The 21,781-nt window shown below is 70.0% G+C and carries 17 protein-coding genes and 1 tRNA gene; 9 read left to right on the top strand and 9 right to left on the bottom strand.

Annotated elements, in window-relative coordinates; all coding sequences use genetic code 11:
• Nucleotides 1-84 precede the first annotated feature (84 nt).
• From ACIBKX_RS01450 to ACIBKX_RS01425, 6 genes are all read left to right on the top strand, one after another.
• Nucleotides 85-993 carry an AraC family transcriptional regulator gene (locus ACIBKX_RS01450; RefSeq protein WP_363272417.1) on the top strand — a complete coding sequence of 303 codons (909 nt, stop codon included), beginning with the start codon at nt 85-87 and terminating at the stop codon, nt 991-993.
• Between the two features lie 11 nt (nt 994-1,004).
• The gene (locus ACIBKX_RS01445) at nt 1,005-1,343 is read left to right on the top strand and encodes a chorismate mutase (RefSeq protein ID WP_363272416.1); all 339 of its coding nucleotides are present in this window, start codon (nt 1,005-1,007) and stop codon (nt 1,341-1,343) included.
• An 81-nt stretch (nt 1,344-1,424) separates the two neighbouring features.
• Complete coding sequence (pepN, locus tag ACIBKX_RS01440) at nt 1,425-3,929, top strand: aminopeptidase N (protein ID WP_363272415.1); 2,505 nt, start codon at nt 1,425-1,427, stop codon at nt 3,927-3,929.
• A 98-nt stretch (nt 3,930-4,027) separates the two neighbouring features.
• Nucleotides 4,028-4,876, top strand: coding sequence for an NAD(P)H-binding protein (locus tag ACIBKX_RS01435; RefSeq protein ID WP_363272414.1), 849 nt, complete (start codon nt 4,028-4,030; stop codon nt 4,874-4,876).
• Between the two features lie 209 nt (nt 4,877-5,085).
• Nucleotides 5,086-6,486 (top strand): pyridoxal-dependent decarboxylase, encoded by a 1,401-nt coding sequence (locus ACIBKX_RS01430; protein WP_363272413.1) that lies wholly within the window; start codon nt 5,086-5,088, stop codon nt 6,484-6,486.
• A complete protein-coding gene (locus tag ACIBKX_RS01425) occupies nt 6,483-7,916 on the top strand; it encodes a SidA/IucD/PvdA family monooxygenase (protein WP_363272412.1) in 1,434 nt (477 codons plus the stop codon). Before ACIBKX_RS01430 ends, ACIBKX_RS01425 begins: the two co-directional genes overlap by 4 nt.
• A 10-nt stretch (nt 7,917-7,926) precedes the next feature.
• On the opposite strand, the gene ACIBKX_RS01420 is transcribed toward ACIBKX_RS01425, so the two are convergent.
• Nucleotides 7,927-8,319: a hypothetical protein gene (locus ACIBKX_RS01420; RefSeq protein WP_363272411.1), complete on the bottom strand. Its 393-nt coding sequence runs from the start codon at nt 8,317-8,319 to the stop codon at nt 7,927-7,929.
• 20 nt (nt 8,320-8,339) lie between these two features.
• The gene (locus tag ACIBKX_RS01415; RefSeq protein ID WP_363272410.1) at nt 8,340-10,145 is read right to left on the bottom strand and encodes a 5'-nucleotidase C-terminal domain-containing protein; all 1,806 of its coding nucleotides are present in this window, start codon (nt 10,143-10,145) and stop codon (nt 8,340-8,342) included.
• Between the two features lie 161 nt (nt 10,146-10,306).
• On the opposite strand from ACIBKX_RS01415, the gene ACIBKX_RS01410 reads away from it, so the two are divergent.
• Together ACIBKX_RS01410 and pyk are read left to right on the top strand one after the other, a co-directional pair.
• The gene (locus ACIBKX_RS01410) at nt 10,307-11,020 is read left to right on the top strand and encodes an SIMPL domain-containing protein (RefSeq protein WP_363272409.1); all 714 of its coding nucleotides are present in this window, start codon (nt 10,307-10,309) and stop codon (nt 11,018-11,020) included.
• A gap of 123 nt (nt 11,021-11,143) precedes the next feature.
• Nucleotides 11,144-12,580 (top strand): pyruvate kinase, encoded by a 1,437-nt coding sequence (pyk, locus tag ACIBKX_RS01405; protein WP_363272408.1) that lies wholly within the window; start codon nt 11,144-11,146, stop codon nt 12,578-12,580.
• 60 nt (nt 12,581-12,640) lie between these two features.
• Here the strand turns inward: pyk and ACIBKX_RS01400 are convergent, their stop codons facing one another.
• Nucleotides 12,641-14,578: an alkyl sulfatase dimerization domain-containing protein gene (locus ACIBKX_RS01400; protein ID WP_363272407.1), complete on the bottom strand. Its 1,938-nt coding sequence runs from the start codon at nt 14,576-14,578 to the stop codon at nt 12,641-12,643.
• Nucleotides 14,579-14,822: 244 nt separating this feature from the next.
• Nucleotides 14,823-14,905, bottom strand: a tRNA-Leu gene (locus ACIBKX_RS01395).
• A gap of 98 nt (nt 14,906-15,003) precedes the next feature.
• Here ACIBKX_RS01395 and ACIBKX_RS01390 point away from each other — a divergent pair.
• A complete protein-coding gene (locus tag ACIBKX_RS01390; RefSeq protein ID WP_363272406.1) occupies nt 15,004-15,660 on the top strand; it encodes a response regulator in 657 nt (218 codons plus the stop codon).
• Between the two features lie 95 nt (nt 15,661-15,755).
• Here the strand turns inward: ACIBKX_RS01390 and ACIBKX_RS01385 are convergent, their stop codons facing one another.
• The 5 genes from ACIBKX_RS01385 to ACIBKX_RS01365 form a co-directional block, all read right to left on the bottom strand.
• Complete coding sequence (locus tag ACIBKX_RS01385) at nt 15,756-16,472, bottom strand: ABC transporter ATP-binding protein (RefSeq protein ID WP_363272405.1); 717 nt, start codon at nt 16,470-16,472, stop codon at nt 15,756-15,758.
• A complete protein-coding gene (locus ACIBKX_RS01380; protein WP_363272404.1) occupies nt 16,472-17,335 on the bottom strand; it encodes an ABC transporter ATP-binding protein in 864 nt (287 codons plus the stop codon). The genes ACIBKX_RS01385 and ACIBKX_RS01380 overlap by 1 nt, the downstream gene beginning before the upstream one ends.
• Before the next feature lie 3 nt (nt 17,336-17,338).
• On the bottom strand, nt 17,339-19,183 hold the full coding sequence (locus ACIBKX_RS01375) for a branched-chain amino acid ABC transporter permease (RefSeq protein WP_363272403.1): 1,845 nt from the start codon (nt 19,181-19,183) through the stop codon (nt 17,339-17,341).
• A gap of 5 nt (nt 19,184-19,188) precedes the next feature.
• Entirely contained in the window at nt 19,189-20,118 is a 930-nt protein-coding gene (locus ACIBKX_RS01370; protein WP_363272402.1) for a branched-chain amino acid ABC transporter permease, read from the bottom strand.
• Nucleotides 20,119-20,268: 150 nt separating this feature from the next.
• Nucleotides 20,269-21,516 (bottom strand): branched-chain amino acid ABC transporter substrate-binding protein, encoded by a 1,248-nt coding sequence (locus tag ACIBKX_RS01365; RefSeq protein WP_363272401.1) that lies wholly within the window; start codon nt 21,514-21,516, stop codon nt 20,269-20,271.
• Nucleotides 21,517-21,781: the final 265 nt, after the last annotated feature.

Below are 21,781 nucleotides of genomic sequence, written 5' to 3'. Positions count from 1 at the left end.
GTTGGACGCAGCGAGTGCGCAACGGCGCGGTACGCGCCGTGGCACCGGACGAATCAGCGCTCGGAACGGAAGGGGCATACGCGGATGTACCACACGTGGATGCGGTATTTCACGCCGAGCCCGGCCCACCACCGGCTCGGCCTGGCCTGCCTGGGCGTCGGCCTGCAGCACGGCCTCCTGCCGACCGTGGGCCCACGCACCCTCGACCACCATGTCGCGGTCGTGGTGAGCGCGGGCGGCGGCTGGTTCCAGAGCGCCGACGGCAGGCGTACGACGGTGACGGCGCCGGCCCTGATCTGGCTCACCCCCGGGGTGCGCCACCACTACGGGCCCGACCCGGAGACCGGCTGGGACGAGTGCTTCGTCGACTTCACGGGCCCCGCCACGGCGACGTACACCGAACTCGGCTACATCGAACCGACCCGCCCCGTGGTGCCGCTCTCCGACGCCGCGGGAGCGCGCGCCGCCGTCGGGCGCATCGCGCGCGCGGCACGGCGCGGCAATCCGCTCCTGGAGGTCGAGACGGGCGCCGCCGTCCATGAACTCCTCGTCGCCCTGCGCCGGGCCCGCGCCGACATCGCCCCCGACGGCGACCCGGTCCTCCAGGCCCTGGCCCGCGACGCCTTCCAGCCACTTTCCGTCGCGGAGCACGCGGCACGGCACGGCATGACACCGGCGGAGCTGCGCACCGCCGTCCGCCGCGGGGCGGGCTGCAGCCCCAAGGACTATCTCCTCGGGATCCGCCTCGGCCGCGCCAAGGAGCTGCTGGCCGCGACGGAACTGCCGGTCGCGGCCGTCGCGCGCCGGGTCGGCTACGACGACCCGGCCTACTTCTCGCGGCTCTTCACCCGCCGCGTGGGGATGGCGCCGGTCCGCTTCCGAGAGCAGCAGGGGCGGGCCGTCCCCGGCGGCTGGTCGCAGCAGATCCCGGACCCCGACCACCCGCCGATTTTGCGCTCTTCCGGCGTCGGCGGCCCCGGCGCGGCAACGTAGGCTCGTGAGCCATGACCACCAGCCACCACACGACCGACGCGAACGGATCCGGGGCGACGGACGAGGCCGTGCGCGAAGAGCTGTCCCGGCTGCGCGACAGCATCGACAACATCGACGCGGCCGTCGTCCACATGCTCGCCGAACGCTTCAAGTGCACCCAGCAGGTCGGCCACCTCAAGGCCAACCACCAGCTGCCGCCCGCCGACCCGGCCCGTGAGGCCCGCCAGATCGCCCGGCTGCGGGAGCTCGCGGAGAGCGCGAAGCTGGACCCGGCGTTCGCCGAGAAGCTGCTCAACTTCATCATCGCCGAGGTCATCAGGCACCACGAGACCATCGCCAAGTCCTCGTGACCTGAGCGCGGGGCGCCCGGCGGCACCGTAGATGTCCGGGCGGCCCGCACTGATGTCGGTGCCATCGGGCAGCATGGAGCCATGTCCGTACTGACGCGCGACGAAGCGCAGACCCGAGCCCAGCTCCTCGACGTCCAGCGGTACACGATCGAGCTCGATCTGACCGCGGGGGAGGAGACCTTCGACTCCCGGACCGTCATCCGGTTCACCGCCCGCGCGGCCGGCGCGGACACCTTCGTCGAGGTCAAGCCCGCCGAGCTGCGCTCCGTCACGCTCGACGGGCGGCCTCTGGACCCTGCGGACCTCGACGGAAACCGCCTGCCGCTCACCGGACTCACCGAGGGCGAGCACGAACTGCGCGTCGACGCGGCCATGCGCTACTCCCGCACGGGCGAGGGCATGCACCGCTTCACCGACCCGACGGACGGCGAGACGTACGTCTACACGCAGATGTTCATGGAAGACGTGCAGCGCGTCTTCGCCGCCTTCGACCAGCCCGACCTGAAGTCCGTCTTCGAGCTGACCGTCAAGGCCCCCGACGGCTGGACGGTCCTTGCGAACGGCGTGACGCGGGACGTGGGCGGCGGCACCTGGCAGGCCGCCGCCACCCCGCTGATCTCCACGTATCTCGTCGTCGTCGCGGCAGGCCCCTGGCACTCGGTCCGCACCGAACACCGCGGGCTGCCCTTCGGCATCCACTGCCGCCGCTCGCTGGCCCCCTTCATGGACGCTGACGCGGACGAGATCCTCGACATCACGCGCGCGTGCTACGACCGGTACCACGAAAAGTTCGAGGAGCCCTACCCCTTCGACTCCTACGACCAGGCGTTCGTCCCCGAGTTCAACGCGGGCGCGATGGAGAACCCGGGCCTGGTCACCTTCCGCGACGAGTTCATCTACCGCTCGGCCGTCACGGACACCGAGCGGCAGACCCGCGCCATGGTCATCGCCCACGAGATGGCCCACATGTGGTTCGGCGACCTCGTCACGCTCCGCTGGTGGGACGACATCTGGCTGAACGAGTCCTTCGCCGAGTACATGGGCTTCCAGACCACCGCCGAGGCCACCCGCTTCAAGGACACCTGGACCGACTTCGGGATCGCCCGCAAGGCGTGGGGGTACGACGCGGACCAGCGCCCCTCCACCCACCCCGTCGCCCCCGACCCGGACGCGGTGCCCGACACGGCGTCCGCGATGCTGAACTTCGACGGGATCTCGTACGCCAAGGGCGCCTCCGCGCTGCGCCAGCTCGTCGCCTGGCTCGGCGAGAAGGACTTCCTGGCCGGCATCAACACCCACATCGCCCGGCACAAGTTCGGCAACGCGACCCTCGCCGACTTCATCGATTCCCTCGCCCACCACACGGACCGGGACGTGCACGGCTGGGCCGAATCCTGGCTGCGCACCACCGGCGTCGACACGCTCACCTCGAAGGTCGCGCACGACGCCCGCGAGTGGAGCCTCACCGTCGACCGCGAGGGCAGCCGCCCGCACCGCATCGCCGTCGGCGTCTACGACCAGGACCTCAGCGGCGGCCGGGGCCTCGTGCTGCGCGAGCGGTACGAGACGGACGTGCCGCACTCCGGGCCCACGGCGACCCGCGACGGCGGGCGCCCCGCCCTGATCGTCCCCAACGACCAGGACCTCACCTACACCAAGATCCGCCTGGACGACGTCTCACGGGAGACGGCGCTGCGCGGCATCTCCGGAGTCCCGGACGCGCTCACCCGCGCGGTGCTCTGGAACGGGCTGCGCGATCTGGTCAGGGACGGCGAGCTCGAAGGCGCCGCCTATGTGCGGGCCGCCCGCGAGCACCTCCCCGAGGAGACCGACCTCGCAATCGTGCAGGGCGTCCTCACGTTCGCCACCGTCCAGGTCGCGGGCCGGTTCCTCGCCGACGAGGAGCGGTCCGTCGCCCTCACCACCCTCACCGAGCTGTGCCGCGACCTGATCCGGCGCACGGAGGACGGCTCCCACCCGGGCCTGCGGCTCACCGCCGTCCGCGGATTCATCGATGTGGCGACGCGGCCCGACCCGCTCCAGGAGTGGCTCGCCGAGGGCACCGTGCCCGGCGGTCCCGAGCTCGACCCGGAGCTGCGCTGGCGCGCCCTGACCCGGCTCGCCGTGCTCGGCGCCGTCGGGGAGGCCGAGATCGCCGCCGAGCTGGAGCGCGACCCCAGCGCCGCCGGGCAGGAGGGCGCGGCCCGCGCGGGCGCCGCGCTGCCCGATCCGGAGGCCAAGCGGCGGGCCTGGGAGGCCATGTTCGCCGCCGACGACCTCTCCAACTACCTCCTCACGGCCACCGCCCAGGGCTTCTGGCAGCCCGAACAGGCCGATCTCGTCAGGGAGTACGTCCCGCGCTACTTCCGGGACGCGGTCGCCCTGGCCGCCCGGCGCGGCCCCGCCATCGCCGACGTCGCGGGCCGCTGGGCCTTCCCCGTCTCCGCGGTCGACGCGCGGACGCTCCGGCTGGGCGAGGAGTGCCTGCGGGACGCCGAGCCGATTCCGGCGCTGCGGCGCAGGCTCGCGGATCAACTGGACGACCTGGCAAGGGCGTTGCGGGTGCGGGGGAGCGGGCAGGCCTAGGTCCGCGGACCTAGCCGCATCTGGTCCCAGCCGACGACCCGGAGGCTCCCTCCGCTCACCTAGGGTCGAAGCTCCGTACAAGATCCCAAGGAGCCTCCGTGATCGTCGCCACCGGTGCCACCGGAAACGTGGGCCGTTCCCTCGTCACCCAGCTCACCGCCGCCGGGACCCCGGTCCGCGCGCTGACCCGCGACCCGGAGCGCGCCGCGCTGCCCACGGCCGCCGAGGTCGCCCGCTTCGACCCGGCGGCCGAACCGGCCGCGCTCGCCCCGCTGTTCAAGGGCGCGTCCGGGCTGTTCCTGCACATGGCGGCCGTCGGCGAGCACGCCGAAGCGGTGCTCGCCGCCGCACTCGACGGCGGCGTCGAGCACGTCGTCATGCTGTCGTCCGGCATCATCCAGGAGGGCGCCGAAGAGACCCATCCCATCTACGTCGCCCACGCGGACCTGGAGGAGAAGGTGCGCGCGAGCGGCCTCGCCTGGACCTTCCTGCGGCCCAACGCCTTCGCCACCAACAGCTTCCAGTGGGCGCGGCAGATCCGCTCCGGCGACACCGTCCGCGGCCCCTTCGCGGGCGCCGTGACCGCGCCGATCCACGAGGCCGACATCGCGGCCGTCGCGGCGCGTGCCTTCGCGGACGAGGCGCACCGGGGCGCCGTCCACCGCCTCACCGGGCCCGCCGCCGTCACGACGGAGGAGCAGATCCACGACATCGGGCGGGCACTCGGCCGCGAGCTGCGGTTCGTCGAGATACCGCCGGAGGAGGTCGGCCAGGACCTGTTCCCGCACGTGCCGCCGGAGATGCTGCCGGCGATCCTGGAGTCCTTCGCCGAGGCCGTGGGCGCGGAGGCGGAGGTCACGACGACGGTGGAGGCGGTGACGGGGGTCGCCGCGCGGAGCTTTGAGCAGTGGGCGCGGGATCATCGGGGTGACTTCAGCGCCTCGTGAGAGGCGCGGGGCGGTGACCTGTGCGGCTCCGCCGCGTGGGCGCGTCAAGTCCCCGCCGTCCCGCGGCTAACACACTGCCCCCTCGACGGAGCGCTCTCCCGCAGGGCAGTCCCCCTTTCGGGTTCGGAACGTCCGCTTTCCGGGCGTGCCGACCGCGGCGGCGTACAGGCTTGGTGCCCCCGCCCGCGCGCACCCGAAGGACGTCCCCCATGAGCACTCCGCCGCCCCTCGCCGGAGGCGTCCAGGGTCCCGCCGCGCTGCGTCCGCTGCTCGGCGTCACCCTGGACGCCCTGCGCGACGGGGCGGCGGCGCGCGGCGGACCGCTGCCCGCCGGCGGGCCCGCCGCCGTCGCCCGGCGGGTGCGGGAGGCCACCGGGGACGTCCTGCCCGCGCGCGGCGACGGCGCCGAAGCGGCCCTGCGCACGCTGGTGCGGGCCGTCACCGCGGGGGCCGCCGACCCGGCCGACGCGCTGTGCGCCGCGCATCTGCACTGCCCGCCGCTCGCGCTCGCCGTCGCCGCGGACCTCGCCGCGTCCGCGCTCAATCCGTCCATGGACTCCTGGGACCAGGCGCCCGCGGCCTCCGCGCTGGAGGCGCTGGTCACCGGCGCGCTCGCGGGCGAGGTCTACGACAGCGGCGACGCCCTCGTCACCACCGGCGGCACCGAGTCCAACCAGCTCGCGCTGCTCCTCGCCCGCGAGCACGGCGGCAACGGCCCCGCCTCTGCCCCCGCCTCCGCCCCCGTGCGGCTCGTCGTCGGCGAGAACGCCCACCACTCGCTGCCCCGCGCCGCCTGGCTCCTAGGGCTGCCCGCACCCGTCGTCGTCCCCGCCCCCGGCGGCACCCTCGACCCCGCCGCGCTCGACGCGGCGCTCGGCCGGCTCGCGCCGGGACCGGTCCTGGTCGCCGCCACCGCCGGCACCACGGACGCCGGGCTCGTCGACCCGCTCGACCGGATCGCCGACCGCTGCGCCGCCCACGGAGCCCGGCTGCACGTCGACGCCGCGTACGGCGGAGGGCTCCTCTTCAGCGACGTACGCAGAGGACTGCTGCACGGGATCGAGCGGGCCGACAGCGTCACCCTCGATCTGCACAAGCTCGGCTGGCAGCCCGTCGCCGCCGGACTGCTCCTGGTCCGCGACCCGCGCGACCTGGCCGTGCTCGGCCACCACGCCGACTACCTCAACGCCGACGACGACACCGAGGCCGGTCTCCCCGATCTGCTCGGCCGCTCCCTGCGCACCACGCGCCGGCCCGACGTGCTCAAGATCGCCGTCACGCTGAAGGCCCTAGGGCGGGACGGGATCGGCTCCCTCGTCGACCAAGTCTGCGCGCAGGCCGAGGAGTTCGCCGACCTCGTCGCCGCGCACCCAGGGTTCGAGCTCTACGGCCGGCCCGCCATCAGCACCGTCCTCTTCCGGCCCGTGGGCGCCGACGACGAGCACATCGCGTACGTCAGAAGGCAGTTGCTCGGCGAGGGGCGCGCCGTCCTCGGCCGGGCCGGGCTCGACGGCCGCCGCTGGCTCAAGGCCACCCTGCTCAAACCCCGCACCCGGCCCGGCGAACTCGCCGAGATCCTGAAGCTCGTGGAAGGAACCACCCCCCGATGACCGGCCAGAACGCGCAGCCCATTTCGCCGCTCACCACCCCTGACGACCCACGGGACCTGGTCGGCATCGGCATCGGCCCCTTCAACCTGTCGCTCGCCGCGCTCGCCGAGCCCCTCACCGGACTCGACACCGCCTTCTACGAACAGCGGCCCGGCTTCCACTGGCATCCGGGGCTGCTGATCGACGGGGCGAGCCTCCAAGTCCCGTTCCTGGCCGACCTGGTGACCCTCGCCGACCCGGCGAGCCCCTGGTCCTTCCTCAACTACCTGAAGACCCGCGAGCGGCTCTTCCCGTTCTACTTCGCCGAGCGCTTCCACATCCAGCGCGCCGAGTACGACGCCTACTGCCGCTGGGTCAGCGAGAATCTGCCGGGGCTGTACTTCGGGCACCAGGTCGACGCGGTGCGCTGGAGTGCCGAACGGGCCCTCTTCGAGGTGGACTTCACGCAACTGGACGCCGAGGGGGAGGCCGAGGCGCTCGGCAGGACCTACACGAGGAACGTGGCGCTCGGCGTAGGCACGGCGCCCCATGTCCCCGAGCCGCTCAAGCCCCTCGCGGACGCCCCGACCGTCCCGGTGGTCCACTCCGCGGACTATCTGCTGCACCGCGAGCGGCTGCTCGCCGCCGAGCACATCACGGTCATCGGCTCGGGACAGTCCGGCGCGGAGATCTTCCTCGACCTGCTCAGGCGCCGGCCCGCGGGCGCCGAGAAGCTCCACTGGCTCGCCCGCACCGAGGCCTTCGCGCCCATGGAGTACTCCAAGCTGGGCCTGGAGCACTTCACGCCCGACTACACCCGCTACTTCCACGCCCTGCCCGAGTCGGTGCGCGACGGGCTCGTGCCGCACCAGTGGCAGCTGCACAAGGGCATCGACACCGACACGATCGCCGCCATCCACGACGAGCTCTACCAGCGCACCCTGCACGGCGGCTGGCCCGATGCCGTCCTCACCCCCGGCGTCTTTGTGCGCACCGCGGGCCGCGTCGGCTCCACCCGCGTCGAGCTCCACCTGGAACACCTCCAGCAGGGCACCCGCTCCCGCCTCACCACCGACGCGGTCGTCCTCGCCACCGGCTACCGCGAGCGCCCCCTCGGTCAACTCCTCGCGGGCCTGGAGTCGTTCATCCGCAGGGACTCCGCCGAACGCCCCCGCATCGACGAGCAGTACCGCCTCGTCCTCGACCCCTCGGTCACCGGCACCGTCTACGTACAGAACGCCGAACGCCACACGCACGGGGTGGGCGCCCCCGACCTGGGCCTCGCGGCCTGGCGCAGTGCGACGATCCTCAACTCCCTGACAGGGAAGGCCCCTTACCCCCTCCCGCAGCGCACGGCCTTCACCAGCTTCGGCCTCCAGACCCCCGAGGGGCAGCCCACCGGTCCCCACATCGGCGAACAGCGCGGCAATCTCGTACGCCTCAAGAGCTGACTCGTACGCCTCAAGAACTGATGTCCCCTCCCGGCTCACCGACCGGCCGGACCACCCGCCTGGTCCTCGGGCACGACCACACCGCCACACCCCGCACCACCCCGGCCGCCAGCGGATGGCTGTCGGGGTGAGCGGGGCACTCGGGCCACACGGCCGGTTTCCCCGCCGAACAGAGCGCCTCCACGGCCCAGTCCTGCGCCTGGTCCGCGAAGTCCGCCGTCAGCTCCGCGGTGCTCGCCCCGAACCGCACGACGAGCCCCGCTCCCGAGCCGTCCGGCTCGTACAGGGCGACATACGCCTCGCCCTCGTGGTCGGTCTCCTCCCGGACGTCCGGGCGCACGGCACAGGTGGTCTCCAGGTCGCGCAGGACCGGGGCGAGGGCGGCGGCGATGTCGTCGTTCATGTACGGATTAGAACACCGGCTTAGAACACCGGCGTCCCGTCCCGCGTCAGCTTCCAGTCCACCGAGGCGAACCCGCTCGGGTCGACCGTGCCCTTCGCCTGGACCCACTGGATGATCGTGTTGCGGATCTCGTCCGAGTCGGCCCACAGCTGCTTGGCGGCGGCGATGTGCGGGAAGTTGCCGCCGCCGCTCGCGCGGTAGTTGTTCACCGCGAGGACGAACTCCGCCTTCGGGTCGATCTCCTTGCCGTCGAAGCTGAGCCTCGCGATGCGGGAACCGGCGGGCTTGGCGATGTCGATCTCGTACGTCACGCCGTACAGCGCGTCGTAGTTGTAGTCCGGGATGTTGTCCGCGTTGGTCAGCTTCGCCGGGTCGACCGGGGCGTTCGCCGCCGTCTGGACGTAGTAGCGCGCCGAGAACTCCAGGTACTCCTTCAGCTGGGCGCCCGTGATGAGGCGTGCCTCCAGGGTGTTCTCGAAGGGGTAGAGGCCCGCCGCGTCCTTGATGGTGATCTCGCCCGCCGGGATCTTCGCCGTGCGCGAGAAGCACGACGCCTGCGAGAGCACCGGCAGCGCCGCGTACTGGCCGCCCTTGAGCGCCCCCTTCACCGTCTCCGCCTGGACATGGCTGATCAGGTCGATGATCGCGACATCCTTGTACGGGCCTTCGGCCGTGCTCATCGCCTGCGTCGACGTGCCGATGACCTGGTTGACGTACGCGACGACCTTCTTGTGCTCGTCGGAGAGCAGCTTGGTGATCTTCGGGTCCTCCGCCGCCGTATTGGAGTTGAGGACCTGTGCGCCCACCTTCTCCACCGTCCAGCGGCCCTTCGACCACACCAGGTCGAAGTCGAAGAGCGTGAGCCGCTGGCCCCACTTCAGCGGCTCGGAGAGGACGACCTTCTTCCCGGTCTCCTTGTTCTCCACGAAGTACTCGGGGATCTCCGTGTGCGCGTGCCCGACCAGGATCGCGTCGATGCCCGGCACCTGCTCGGCCACCAGACCGGCCGCGTTCTCGATGTACGGGAGCTGGTCACCGTACGAGGACGTGCCGCTGGAACCGGAGTGCGCCGAGACGATGACGACGTCCGCGCCCATCGACCGCAGCTTCGGCACCCACTTCGCCGCCTGCTCCTCCAGGCCGGGGAACGTCATCTTGCCCTGCACGTTCGCCTTGTCCCAGATCGCGATGCCGGGGTTGGTCAGACCGAGGACCGCCACCTTCACGTCCTTGCCGTGCGGGGTGCGCAGCCGCTTCATGAAGTACGGCGGAAAGGCCGGCTTCTGCGTCTTCGCGTCCAGCGCGTTCGCGCCGAGCAGCGGGAAGTCGCACTGCTCCTCGAAGGTGCGGAGCACCGGAATGCCGTAGTTGAACTCGTGGTTGCCCAGCGCCGCCGCGTCGTACCCGATGCCGTTCATCGCCTGCGCCATCGGATGGACCGGGCCGCGCTCGGCGGTGATCGGGTCGATCTTGGCGTAGTAGTACGAGAGCTGGGTGCCCTGGATGGTGTCGCCCGCGTCGATCAGGAGCGTGTTGCGGCGGCCCTTCTCCTCGCGGATCTCGTTCACGAGCGTGGAGATCTTCGCCAGGCCCACGTCGTTGTGGTCCTTGTCGTCGAACTCCTTGTCCGTGAAGTAGTCCCAGTTGAAGACGTTGCCGTGCAGGTCCGTCGTGCCCATGACGGTGAACGAGTACCGCTTCTTCGGCCGTACGGGCTTCCCGGGCGCCTGGGCCGTCGCGGACGGCGCGGCGGCCGTGCCCCCGGCGAGCGCCACCCCCGTGGCGGCGGCGGACTTGCCCAGGAACTTCCGGCGGTTCAGCGGCATTTCGTACTCCCCTTGGACCTTTGGTCGACCGATGTAACGCGCGTAGATTGTGTCCCTGACCGCCCCACCCGCAACAGACCCCGCAGGTTTCGATCCGGTGACTGTCCGGTGCCGCGCCGCGACGGCTGTCCGGTGCCGCCCGCCGGTGCGAGAGTGGCCGCATGGATGACACGACCCCCGTTCCCACGCCCTACGGCACCCCCGACGCACCCCGACTGGCCGTCAAGGGCGAGGCGCGCCTGGAGGTGGACCCCGAGATCGCCCGCATCGGCATCACCGTCAGCGCGCGCGGCAGCGACCGGCGCGACGCCCTGAACGACCTGACGCGGCGCAACGCCGCCGTCCTCGACCTCGTCAAGTCGTACGGCGAGGCCGTGGAGAAGCTGGAGACCGGGTCCTTCTCCATCACCCCCGAACTCACCAAGCGGGGCCGTGGCGAACGCATCCGCACCTATCACGGGCGGGTCACCGTCACCGCCGAGCTCACCGACTTCACGGCGCTCGGTGAACTCACCACGCGCATCGCCGACTTGGAGCTGACGCGGGTCGACGGGCCCTGGTGGGCGCTGCGGCCCGACTCGCCGGCCCACCGCCAGGCCCGGCAGCAGGCCGTCCGGGAGGCGGTGCAGCGGGCCCGGGAGTACGCGGAGGCGCTGGGCGCGGGCCTGGCCCATCTGGTGGAACTCGCGGACATCGGCGCGGAGAACGCCCAGCCGTTCGGCTACGGAGGCCCGTCACCCGCCATGCGCACCGTCGCGTACGGCGGCGCGGCCGACATGGGTCAGGAGGCCGCTCCCCTCGACCTCGAACCCCAGCGGCAACAGGTCTACGCACAGGTCAACGCGCGCTTCACGATGACTCCTCCGAAGCTCTAGCCGCCGCTCATCAGAGCAGTGCCCCGCCCACTTCAACACTTGTCAATAACCTTTCACGCAAAGGTTGTTGAGTAGTCACGCCCAGCCAATTCTCTACCCGTCGGTAAGGCCTAGGGTCGAACCATGCGCCGAGCGAAAATCGTTTGCACCCTGGGCCCCGCCACCGACTCGTACGACCAGATCAAGGCACTGGTCGAAGCCGGAATGGACGTGGCCCGCTTCAACCTCAGCCACGGCTCCTACGCCGATCACGAGGAGCGCTACCAGCGCGTACGCAAGGCCTCCGACGAGACCGGCCGCAGCGTCGGCGTCCTCGCCGACCTTCAAGGCCCGAAGATCCGCCTCGGCCGCTTCAGCGAAGGTCCCGTACTGCTTGAACGGGGCGACGAGTTCACCATCACCGTCGAAGAGGGCGTCCAGGGCGACCGCCAGACCTGCGGCACCACGTACAGCGGCCTCGCCGAGGACGTCACCCCCGGCGAGCGCATCCTCGTCGACGACGGCAAAGTGACCCTGGAGGTCACCGCGGTCGACGGCCCGCGTGTGACGACCACCGTCGTCGAGGGCGGCATGGTCTCCGACAACAAGGGCCTCAACCTGCCCGGTGTCGCCGTCTCCGTCCCCGCGCTCTCCGAGAAGGACGAGGCGGATCTGCGCTGGGCCCTGCGTTCGGGATTCGACGTCATCGCGCTGTCCTTCGTCCGCAGCGGACGCGACATCGAGGACGTCCACCGGATCATGGACGAGGAGGGCCGCAGGCTCCCCGTCATCGCCAAGGTGGAGAAGCCCCAGGCGGTCGAGAACATCGAGGACATCGTCGCCGCCTTCGACGGCATCATGGTCGCCCGCGGCGACCTCGGCGTCGAAATGCCCCTGGAGCAGGTGCCGATCGTCCAGAAGCGCGCCATCAAGCTCGCCAAGCGCAACGCCAAGCCGGTCATCGTCGCCACCCAGATGCTCGACTCGATGATCGACAACTCCCGCCCCACGAGGGCCGAGGCGTCCGACGTGGCGAACGCCGTGATCGACGGCACGGACGCGGTGATGCTGTCCGGCGAGACCAGCGTCGGCAAGTACCCCATCGAGACGGTCCGCACGATGGGCCGCATCGTCGAGGCCGCCGAGGAAGACATCCTCGCCAAGGGCCTCCCGCCGCTGACAGAGCGCAACAAGCCCCGCACCCAGGGCGGCGCGGTGGCCCGCGCGGCGGCAGAGATGGGCGACTTCCTGGGGGCCAAGTTCCTCGTCGCCTTCACCCAGTCCGGCGACACGGTCCGCCGCCTCTCGCGCTACCGCTCACCGATCCCGCTGCTCGCCTTCACCCCGGACCGGGCGACGCGCTCGCAGCTGAACCTGACCTGGGGCGTGGAGACCTTCCTCGGCCCGCACGTCGAATCCACCGACGCGATGGTCGACCAGGTCGACGAGCTGCTCCTGAAGATCGGCCGCTGCGAGCGGGGCGACATCGTGGTCATCACCGCGGGCTCCCCGCCCGGCGTCCCCGGCTCGACGAACCTCGTCCGCATCCACCACATCGGCGAGGACGACAGTCCCAAGTAGGCGCTGTGGACTGGTGGCCGAGGGGCCGCTCCCGCTCGGGGCGGCCCCTCGGCCATTCCCTTACGGCGTCACGATCGCGAAATCAGGGTCCGGCTTCTCCACCACGCCGAGCAGCTTGGTCAGGAGCGAGACGTCGCCCTCGACCTTGATGTCCCCGAGCCCCTTGCCGCCGAGCAGCGCGAGCAGCTGGGGTTTCGACATGGTCAGGGTGACGCCCGCGTCAGGGTCCTTCTTCTTGTCGCTCCGGTACGTCAACACGCCGTTCCGCAGGGTCAGATGCCAGACCTTGCCGAGCGCCGGAAGACTCCAGTCCATCCGCAGCTTCAGGTCCCAGGCCTTGGGGCCGTTCACGCGGATCGCCACCGAGTCGATCAACTGGTCGACCGAGAGCGCCATCAGCATGTCCGCGCTCACCACGGACGTCGGCGTCTCGCGCACGCCGTCGCGCAACTCCTGCGCGCCCACGAGATAGAAGTTCCGCCACACGGCGTTCTCCGACGCCTGCCCCAACTTCGTGTACAGCCGGGCCAGTTCGGCCTTCGCGGCCTTGTGCCCCGGATCCGCGAACACCACGTGGTTCAGCAGCGTCACCGCGAACCGCAGATCACCGCTCCGCGCGAACGCCTTCGCCTTGGCGACCGTCGCCGTACGACCCCCCATCGCCTTCACGTACCGCTTGGCCTCCTCGACCGGCGGGTGCTCCCACAGATGCGCGGGGTTCCCGTCGAACCAGCCCATGTAGCGCTGGTAGATCCCCTTCACGTTATGGCTGAGCGACCCGTAGTACCCACGATTCGCCCACACCCCCGCGAGCGCCGGCGGCAGCTCGATCTCCTCGGCGATCTCCCGGCCCGTCATCCCCGCATTGATCATCCGCAGCGTCTGGTCATGCATGTACGCATACAGATCCCGCTGCTGCTCAAGCAGCTCGACGATCGTGCCCCCGCCCCACGTCGGCCAGTGATGCGAGGCGAAGGCCACATCCACCCGCCCGCCGAACAACACCACGGACTCATTGAGGTAATGCGCCCACTGCCGGGCGTCGCGCACCTGCGCGCCCCGCAGCGTGATGATGTTGTGCATCGTGTGCGTGGCGTTCTCCGCCATGCAGACGGCACGCAGCTCGGGGAGGACGAAGTTCATCTCGGCGGGCGCCTCGGTGCCCGGCGTCATCTGGAACTCGAACTTCACTCCGTCGACGGTCTCGACCTGGCCGGTCTCCGTGATGTCCTTGGTCGGCGGTATCAGCCCGATCGACCCCAGGGACACGTTCTGGCCGAGCCCGCAACCGATCTGCCCCGTGGGGGACTTGGCCAGCTGGGCGCCGTACATGTACCCGGAGCGCCGCTGCATCGCCGTACCCGCGTACACGTTCTCGGAGACGGCGTGCTCCATGAAGCCGTGCGGCGCCAGAATCGGCACACCACCCTCGGACCCGGCCGGCAGCACGCCGCGGCAGCCGCCGAAGTGGTCGACGTGCGGGTGCGTGTAGATGAGCGCGGTGACCTTCTTGTCGCTCCTGTGCGTGCGGTAGAGCTTCAGGGCCGCGGCCGCCGTCTCCGCCGAGATCAGCGGGTCGATGACGATGATCCCGGTGTCGCCCTCGATGATCGTCATGTTCGACAGGTCGAGGCCACGCACCTGGTAGATCCGGTCGGTGACTTTGTAGAGCCCCTGCTTCGACACGAGCTGCGACTGCCGCCACAGGCTCTTGTTCGCGGACTTGGGGGCGTCGCCCTTCAGGAAGTCGTACGCGTCGCTGTCCCAGACCACGTGGCCCTCGGCGTTCTTGACGACGGCCGGGACCAGGGCGGCGACGAAGCCCTTGTCGGCGTCGGCGAAGTCGTCCCGGTCGCCGAAGTCCAGGTCGTCCTCGTCCGTCGCCGCGTACCCGGTGGGGGCGCCGTCCAGGGCGGACGCGGAATCGGGGCTGAGGGCCATGGCTGCCGCGGCGGCGCCCGCGGCGGCGACGAAAGTGCGCCGGTTCAGGGGAGTCATGGGGGCGAAGATCGCAGCGCCGTACGGGCCGGTCAAGGATTCGTCGGGGAATTGGGGCAGCTCCCAGGACCGCCGGAAAAGGGGAGTGACGCGTCCTATTGCGCGGGGATGCCGGACCGCTCCGCGCGGCCCCTCGGCGCGACCGTGAGTCACGTCACGTGGCGCTGGGCAACGAGCGGGGCAGAGCCGGGCAACAAAAAAGCGGAGGCTCACGCGAGCGTGAACATCCGCTTTCGAAACGGTGTGCCGGGTGCGGGATTCGAACCCGCAAGCCCTCTCAGGCAGAGGTGTTTGAGACCTCCGTGTATACCGTTCCACCAACCCGGCCAGGCACTGCGGGAACTATACCGGGTCACCGTGAGGCGCTGCAGCTAGGTAGGCTGGCGAGGCAGCTGTACCTGCCCGGCCCGTAACAAGGAGCCCCCGTGACTTCCCCCGAGTCGCCCCAGCCCGTAGCCGATGACGACGACAAGTCGCACGTGCCTCCGCTGACGACCCGTGTCGTCATCGCCGAGGACGAGGCTCTTATCCGGCTCGACCTCAAGGAAATGCTCGAGGAAGAGGGATACTCCGTCGTCGGCGAGGCCGGTGACGGCGAGAAAGCCGTCGAGCTGGCCCGGGAGCACAAGCCCGACCTGGTGATCCTGGACGTGAAGATGCCCGTCCTCGACGGGATCTCGGCGGCCGAGAAGATCGCCGAGGAGTCCATCGCCCCGGTCCTGATGCTCACCGCCTTCTCCCAGCGCGACCTGGTCGAGCGGGCCAGGGACGCCGGCGCGATGGCGTACCTGGTGAAGCCCTTCTCCAAGAGCGACGTCGTCCCGGCCATCGAGATGGCCGTCTCGCGCTTCACGGAGCTGAAGACGCTGGAGAAGGAGGTCGCCGACCTCAGCCAGCGCCTGGAGACCCGGAAGCTGGTGGACCGCGCCAAGTCGATCCTGCAGACCGAGTACGGCCTGACGGAGCCCGCCGCGTTCCGCTGGATCCAGAAGACGTCGATGGACCGGCGCCTGTCGATGCAGCAGGTCGCGGAGGCGGTCATCGAGGACGCCGACGAGAAGAAGGCGGCGAAGGGGCAGTAGCTCCCCCGCCCCCGGTCGGCCTCCGATTCCGTACGTACGACAAGGCCCGCACCCCGAAGCAGGGGGTGCGGGCCTTGTCGTACCCGAAAGGAGTCTCAGTCCTCGCCGAGGTACGCCTTGCGCACGGACTCGTCGTGCAGCAGGTCGCTCCCCGTACCGGACAGGACGATCTTGCCGACCTCCATGACATGGCCATGGTCGGCCAGCGAGAGCGCCGCCTGGGCGTTCTGCTCGACGAGGAGAATCGTCGTGCCCTGGGACTTGAGCTCGGCGATCGTCGCCATGATCCGCTGCATCATGATCGGCGAAAGGCCCATGGAAGGCTCGTCGAGCATCAGCAGTTTCGGCTGGGACATCAGGGCACGGCCCATCGCGAGCATTTGCTGCTCACCGCCGGAGAGCGTGCCCGCGGCCTGCTTGCTTCGCTCCCCGAGAATGGGGAACAGCTCGTAGGCGCGCTGGATGTCCTTTTCGATCCCCGCCTTGTCGCCGCGGAGATATGCGCCGAGCCGGAGATTGTTCTCGATCGTCATGCGCGGGAAAATGTGCCGCCCCTCGGGGGAGTGGGCGAGACCGAGCGCGACGATCTGATCCGCGCGGTATTTCCGCAGCGGTTTCCCGTTGAATTTGATGGAGCCGCCGACCGGCTTGAGAAGGCCGGAGAGCGTGCGCAGGGTGGTGGTCTTTCCCGCGCCGTTGGTGCCGATCAGAGTGACGACCTCGCCGGCTTCGACCTTGAAAGAGATGCCTTTGACGGCCTCGATCTTGCCGTAGGCGACTTTCAGGTCCTCGACTTCGAGCAGTGCGGTCATCAGTGGTTCTCCTCGTCGCCTGCGGAAGACGTGTCACCCTGCGTGTCGCCTTCGAAGGGTTCGCCCAGATATGCGGCGATGACGCGGTCGTCCTGCTGGACGGTCTCGCTGCTGCCCTCGACGAGCTTCTCGCCCTGGACGAGCACGGCGACCCGGTCGCACAGGTTGAAGATGAAGCGCATGTCGTGCTCGATGACGAGGACGGCGATGCCCATGTCCCGGATGGCGAAGACGAGTTCCTCGGTGGCGCGGGTCTCCTGCGGGTTCATGCCGGCGGTGGGCTCGTCGAGGAGGAGCAGGCCCGGTTCGCTGGCGAGGGCGCGGGCGATCTCCAGCTTGCGCTGCTCGCCGTAGGGCAGATTCCGCGAGAGGTGCTCCGCCTTCTCGGCGAGGCCGACGAACTCCAGGAGCTCCATCGCGCGCTCCCGGGAAGCGGCCTCCGCCTTGTGGAAGCCGGGGCCGCGCAGGAGGGCCGACCAGAGGCCTTCCTTCGTACGGGTGTGCCGCCCGACCAGCACGTTCTCCAGGACCGTCATATTGGCGAAGAGCCGGATGTTCTGGAAGGTGCGGGCCACGCCGGCCGCGGTGACCTTGAAGGACTTGCTGGGCAGGACCTTGCCCTTGTACCTGACCTCGCCCTCGGAGGGGATGTAGAGGCCGGTGAGGCAGTTGAAGAAGGTGGTCTTGCCCGCGCCGTTCGGGCCGATCAGGCCGACGATCTCGCCGCTGTTGACCTGGAGGTCGACGGAGCGCACGGCGGTCAGGCCGCCGAAGCGCATGGTCACGCCCCGGGCGTCCAGGACGGTCTCGCCGGCCGGTGTCGCGGCGGCGCTGTCCTTGCTGGTGGTGGTGTCGGTGGTCATGGCTCAGGCCCCTGTCTTGCTGAGGACTGTGGGAGGGGGCGTGTCGCCGGGCGCCAGTTCGGCCTCGTGGAACTCGAGCTGGCGGCGGCGGTTGGGGATCAGACCCTCGGGGCGGAAGCGCATGAGCAGCGCGAGCGCCAGGCCGAAGGCGAAGAGCTGGTAGTCGCCGAGGAACGACAGCTTGCTCGGGATCAGATAGAGCAGCGCGGCGCCGACCAGGGGGCCGCTGATGGTGCCCATGCCGCCGAGGACGACGGCGGCGAGCAGGAACGCGGAGTTCGGCGGGACCGTGTTGGCGAACTGGTACTGCTCGGGCGTCACGGTGTAGGTGACGTGCGCCTGCACCGTGCCCGCGAGTCCGGCGAGCGAGGCGCCGAGCGCGAAGGCGATCAGCTTCACGCGGAAGCCGTTGATGCCCATGGCGAGCGCCGCGGTCTCGTCCTCGCGGATGGCGACCCAGGCCCGGCCGATCCGCGAGTCGCCGCTGCGCCGGAACACGAGGACGACGACGAGGGTGATGAGCAGCATCAGGAAGAAGTAGTTCGCGAAGCGGCCGATGGTGAAGCCGCCGATGGTGTGCTCGACGCCGAGGTCGAACCCGAGGATCTTGAGGTTCGGGATCGAGGAGATGCCGTTCGAGCCGTTGGTGATGTCCGGGCCCGAGGTGCCGTCGGAGTTCATGGCGACGAGCCGGAAGATCTCACCGAAGCCGAGCGTCACGATGGCGAGGTAGTCGCCGCGCAGGCGCAGTGTCGGCGCGCCGATCAGCACACCGAAGATCAGCGAGGCGCCCGCGCCGACGAGGATGGCTCCCCAGAACGGCAGGTGCACGTCGAAGGGCGACGAGGGCGAGCCCGACACCATGGACGCGGCATAGGCGCCGACGCCCAGGAAGGCGACGTATCCGAGGTCGAGAAGTCCCGCGAGGCCGACGACGATGTTCAGGCCGAGGGCCACGGTCGCGAAGATCAGGATGTAGACGCCGATGGTGGCGTACTGGTCGTCGCTCTGGGTGAACGGAAAGGCCGCCGCGGCGGCGAAGGCCCCGGCCAGGGTGACGTTGCGGTGCCGCGCGGTGTAGGTGGAGACCTGGGCGACGAGCCCCGCCTTGGAGAGCGCCGCGAAGCAGAACCCGACGGTGATCAGGAAGCCGATGAAGAGTTCGTCGTACTCGGTGCCGATGCCGTAGGTGAAGACCATCAGGCCCACGGCGAGCGCCGCGATGATGATCAGGATCTCGACGTACGAGGGAAGCTTGCGCGGTGTGGGCGGAGCCTCGGCGGCGAACGCGCCCTTGAAGACCGTCATCCCGTTGCGCATGCGGTGCTTGAACTGCTCGCTGCCGCTGTCCTCGGGGTCGACCGGGTAGGTGTGCGGCCGCTTGAAGGGCAGGGCGAGGGCGCCGAGGAAGGCGGCGAGCGTGGCGACGCCGGCGACCCAGCCGCCGACCTCGAGGTTGGCGAGCCCGCCGAGCTGGTAGCTGATCGAGATCAGCGTGTACCAGGTGGTGGTGAAGGCGGCGAGCGCCGCGTACTTCAGGGCGGCGTCGGCGCTGCCGGGGGCGAGCGTGCGGACGCCCTTGACTCCGTACGAGGCGAGGCCGAAGAGCGTCGTCAGCGCGCCGGCGATCAGCACGAGCACCTGGAGGCCGCCGGGGTAGCCGTAGACGGTGAGGTCGCCGGGGAACGCCGAGGTCCAGGTCCAGGCGAGGAACGTGGAGATGACCGTGAGGGCGCCGCCGCCGGTGGCCAGGGCGCGGGCGGGGCCCACGGGGATGGCGATGAGTCCGGTGGGGGTGGTGTCCTGCTTGGGGCTCGGCGCGTCGGCCGCAGTGGTCTGTGTGGTCATGGTTGTCACGCCCTGTCCGCGACGCGCTCGCCAAGGAGACCTTGTGGCCTGACGAGGAGTACGACGATGAGGAGTACGAAGGCCCAGACGTCGGCCCAGGACTGCCCGCCGAGCTGGCTCATGCCGGGGATGTCGTTGATGTAGGCGGTGGCCATGGCTTCGGCGATGCCGAGGACGAGGCCGCCGAGCATCGCGCCGTAGATGTTGCCGATGCCGCCGAGTACGGCCGCGGTGAACGCCTTGAGGCCCCAGAGGAAGCCCATGCGGAACTGGACCTCGCCGTATCGGAAGCCGTACGCGACGGCGGCGATACCGGCGAACGCGGCGCCGATCGCGAAGGCGACGACGATGACGCGGTCGGTGTTGACACCCATGAGCTTGGCGGTGTCGGGGTCCTGCGCGGTGGCCTGCATGCCGCGGCCGACGCGGGTCTTCATCACGAACCAGCCGAGGGCGAACATGCAGATCGGGGCGGTGATCAGCAGGAAGATGTCGCCGGGCTGGATGGTGACGGAGCCGATGTGGATGGAGTCGCCGGGGATCTCGGGGAAGGTGCGGGACGACTTCGCGTTCGGGTACCAGGCCCAGACCGCCTGCTGGAGGGCCAGCGAGAGGCCGATGGCCGTGATCAGGGGTGCGAGGCGTGGCGCGCCGCGCAGCGGTCGGTAGGCGAAACGTTCCGCGCCGACCGCGATGAGGGTGGAGACGATGATGGCGCCTATGAGCATGAGGGGCAGGGCGACCCACATGCTGGTGCCGCCCGGCAGCCAGAGCCATACGGTGAGCGCGCCGAAGCCGCCGACCATGAATATCTCGCCGTGGGCGAAGTTGATGAGCTGGACGATGCCGTAGACCATTGTGTAGCCGATGGCGATCAGGCCGTACATGGATCCCAATAGCAGGCCGTTGACCAGCTGTTGCGGCAGTTCGTGCACCGCAGGTCCTCCGAGTCTTTCGGTGCCGTGCGGCCGGCTTGCGGTGGCGGTGCCCCGAGGTGGCCGGACGGCTTAGGTGACGGATGCGACGCCGCGCGGGGCGCTGTCAGGCAGCGCCCCGCGCGGAGGTGTCGTGGGCTGCGGGGTGGATCAGCCGGTGTAGGTGCCGGACTTGACGGGGCTCCAGCCCTTGGCCGGGTCCTCGGTGGACTTGACCTCGTACACGGTGAGCTGCTTGTTGGTGGCGTCGCCGTACTGGTCGAAGGAGACCTTGCCGGTCACGCCGTCGAAGGAGACGTCCTGCATGGCCTCGACGATCTTCTCGCGGGCGTCGTCGGGAAGCTTGCCGTCGTTGTCCTCGACGACCTTCTTCACGGCCTCGATGATCGCCCAGGCGGAGTCGTAGGAGTAGCCGCCGTAGGCCTCGTAGGCCTCCTTGTAGCCGGCCTTCTTGTAGTTCGCGATGAACTCCTTGGCGGACGGCAGTTTCTCGACGGGCTGGCCGACGGAGGTGGCGAGGTCGCCCTTGCCCTCCTTGCCCGCGAGCTTGACGAAGTCGGCGCTGTAGATGCCGTCACCGCCGACCAGCGGGATCTTGGCGCCGGCCTTCTTCATCTGCTTGCTGAGCGGTCCTGCCGCGGGGTACTCGCCGCCGTAGTAGACGACGTCCGCGTCGGAGTTCTTGATCTGGGTGGCGACCGCGCCGAAGTCCTTGGTGTCCGGGTTCACGTGCTCGGTGCCGACGACCTTGCCGCCGAGCTTCTTGAACTCGTCCGTGAAGGTGGCGGCCAGACCGGCGCCGTAGGTCTTCTTGTCGTCGATGACGAAGACCTTCTTCTTCTTGGCGTCGTTGTACAGGTACTGCGCGGCGAACGGGCCCTGGATGGCGTCCGTGGTCGCGGTGCGGAAGTACGCCTTGTACGGACGGACCTTCTTGCCGCCGTTCCAGTCCGGGCCCTGGGTCATGGCCGGGTTGGTGTTGGCGGGGGAGACCTGGACGAGCTTCGCGTCGTCGAAGACCTTCTGCATCGACTCGCCGACGGAGGAGTTCAGGGGGCCGACGGCGCCGAGGATGTCCTTGTTGGCGACGAACTTCGTGGCGTTGGTCTGGCCCGAAGCGGGCTGGCCCTGGTCGTCGGCGGGCTGCACCTTGAAGGTGATGCCGTCGACGTACTTCTTCTCGTTGGCCTGCTTGGCGGCGAGATCCACGGAGTTGCGGATACCGAGGCCCAGCGCGGACAGGTCGCCGGTCAGAGGCGCGTCGACGCCGATGACCACGGTGGTACCGCCGCCCGCGGAGTCTCCCTTGTCCTTGTCGTCGCGTGAGCCACAGGCGGTGAGGGTGAGTGCCCCCGCGGTGAGTGCAGCGGTGATGGCTATGAGCGAACGTTGACGCACGATCAGTCCTTTCCCCTGGCACGGCCCTCCCCTGTTGGGTGGCCGAGTCGAGCGCGGAACCGAACTGACAGGAATCCGGTGGGCGCGGTGACTGGCCGTGACTCTAAGGGTCGCTTTGTTCCTGGTGGAGTGGTCAGGCCAAAGGTGTGACGCTCTTGTTATGCCACGGAGTATTCCGGGCTGGAACCGAGGGGGCGGTTGGGGCGGAAAATGCCCCCTTCGGCGCATCCGCATGCTGAGAACTTGCAGGACTGTCGGGGGGTTT

The sequence above is a fragment of the Streptomyces sp. NPDC050658 genome (assembly GCF_044457025.1).
Lineage (GTDB): Bacteria > Actinomycetota > Actinomycetes > Streptomycetales > Streptomycetaceae > Streptomyces.
This window is presented reverse-complemented; position numbering and strand designations above follow the sequence as displayed.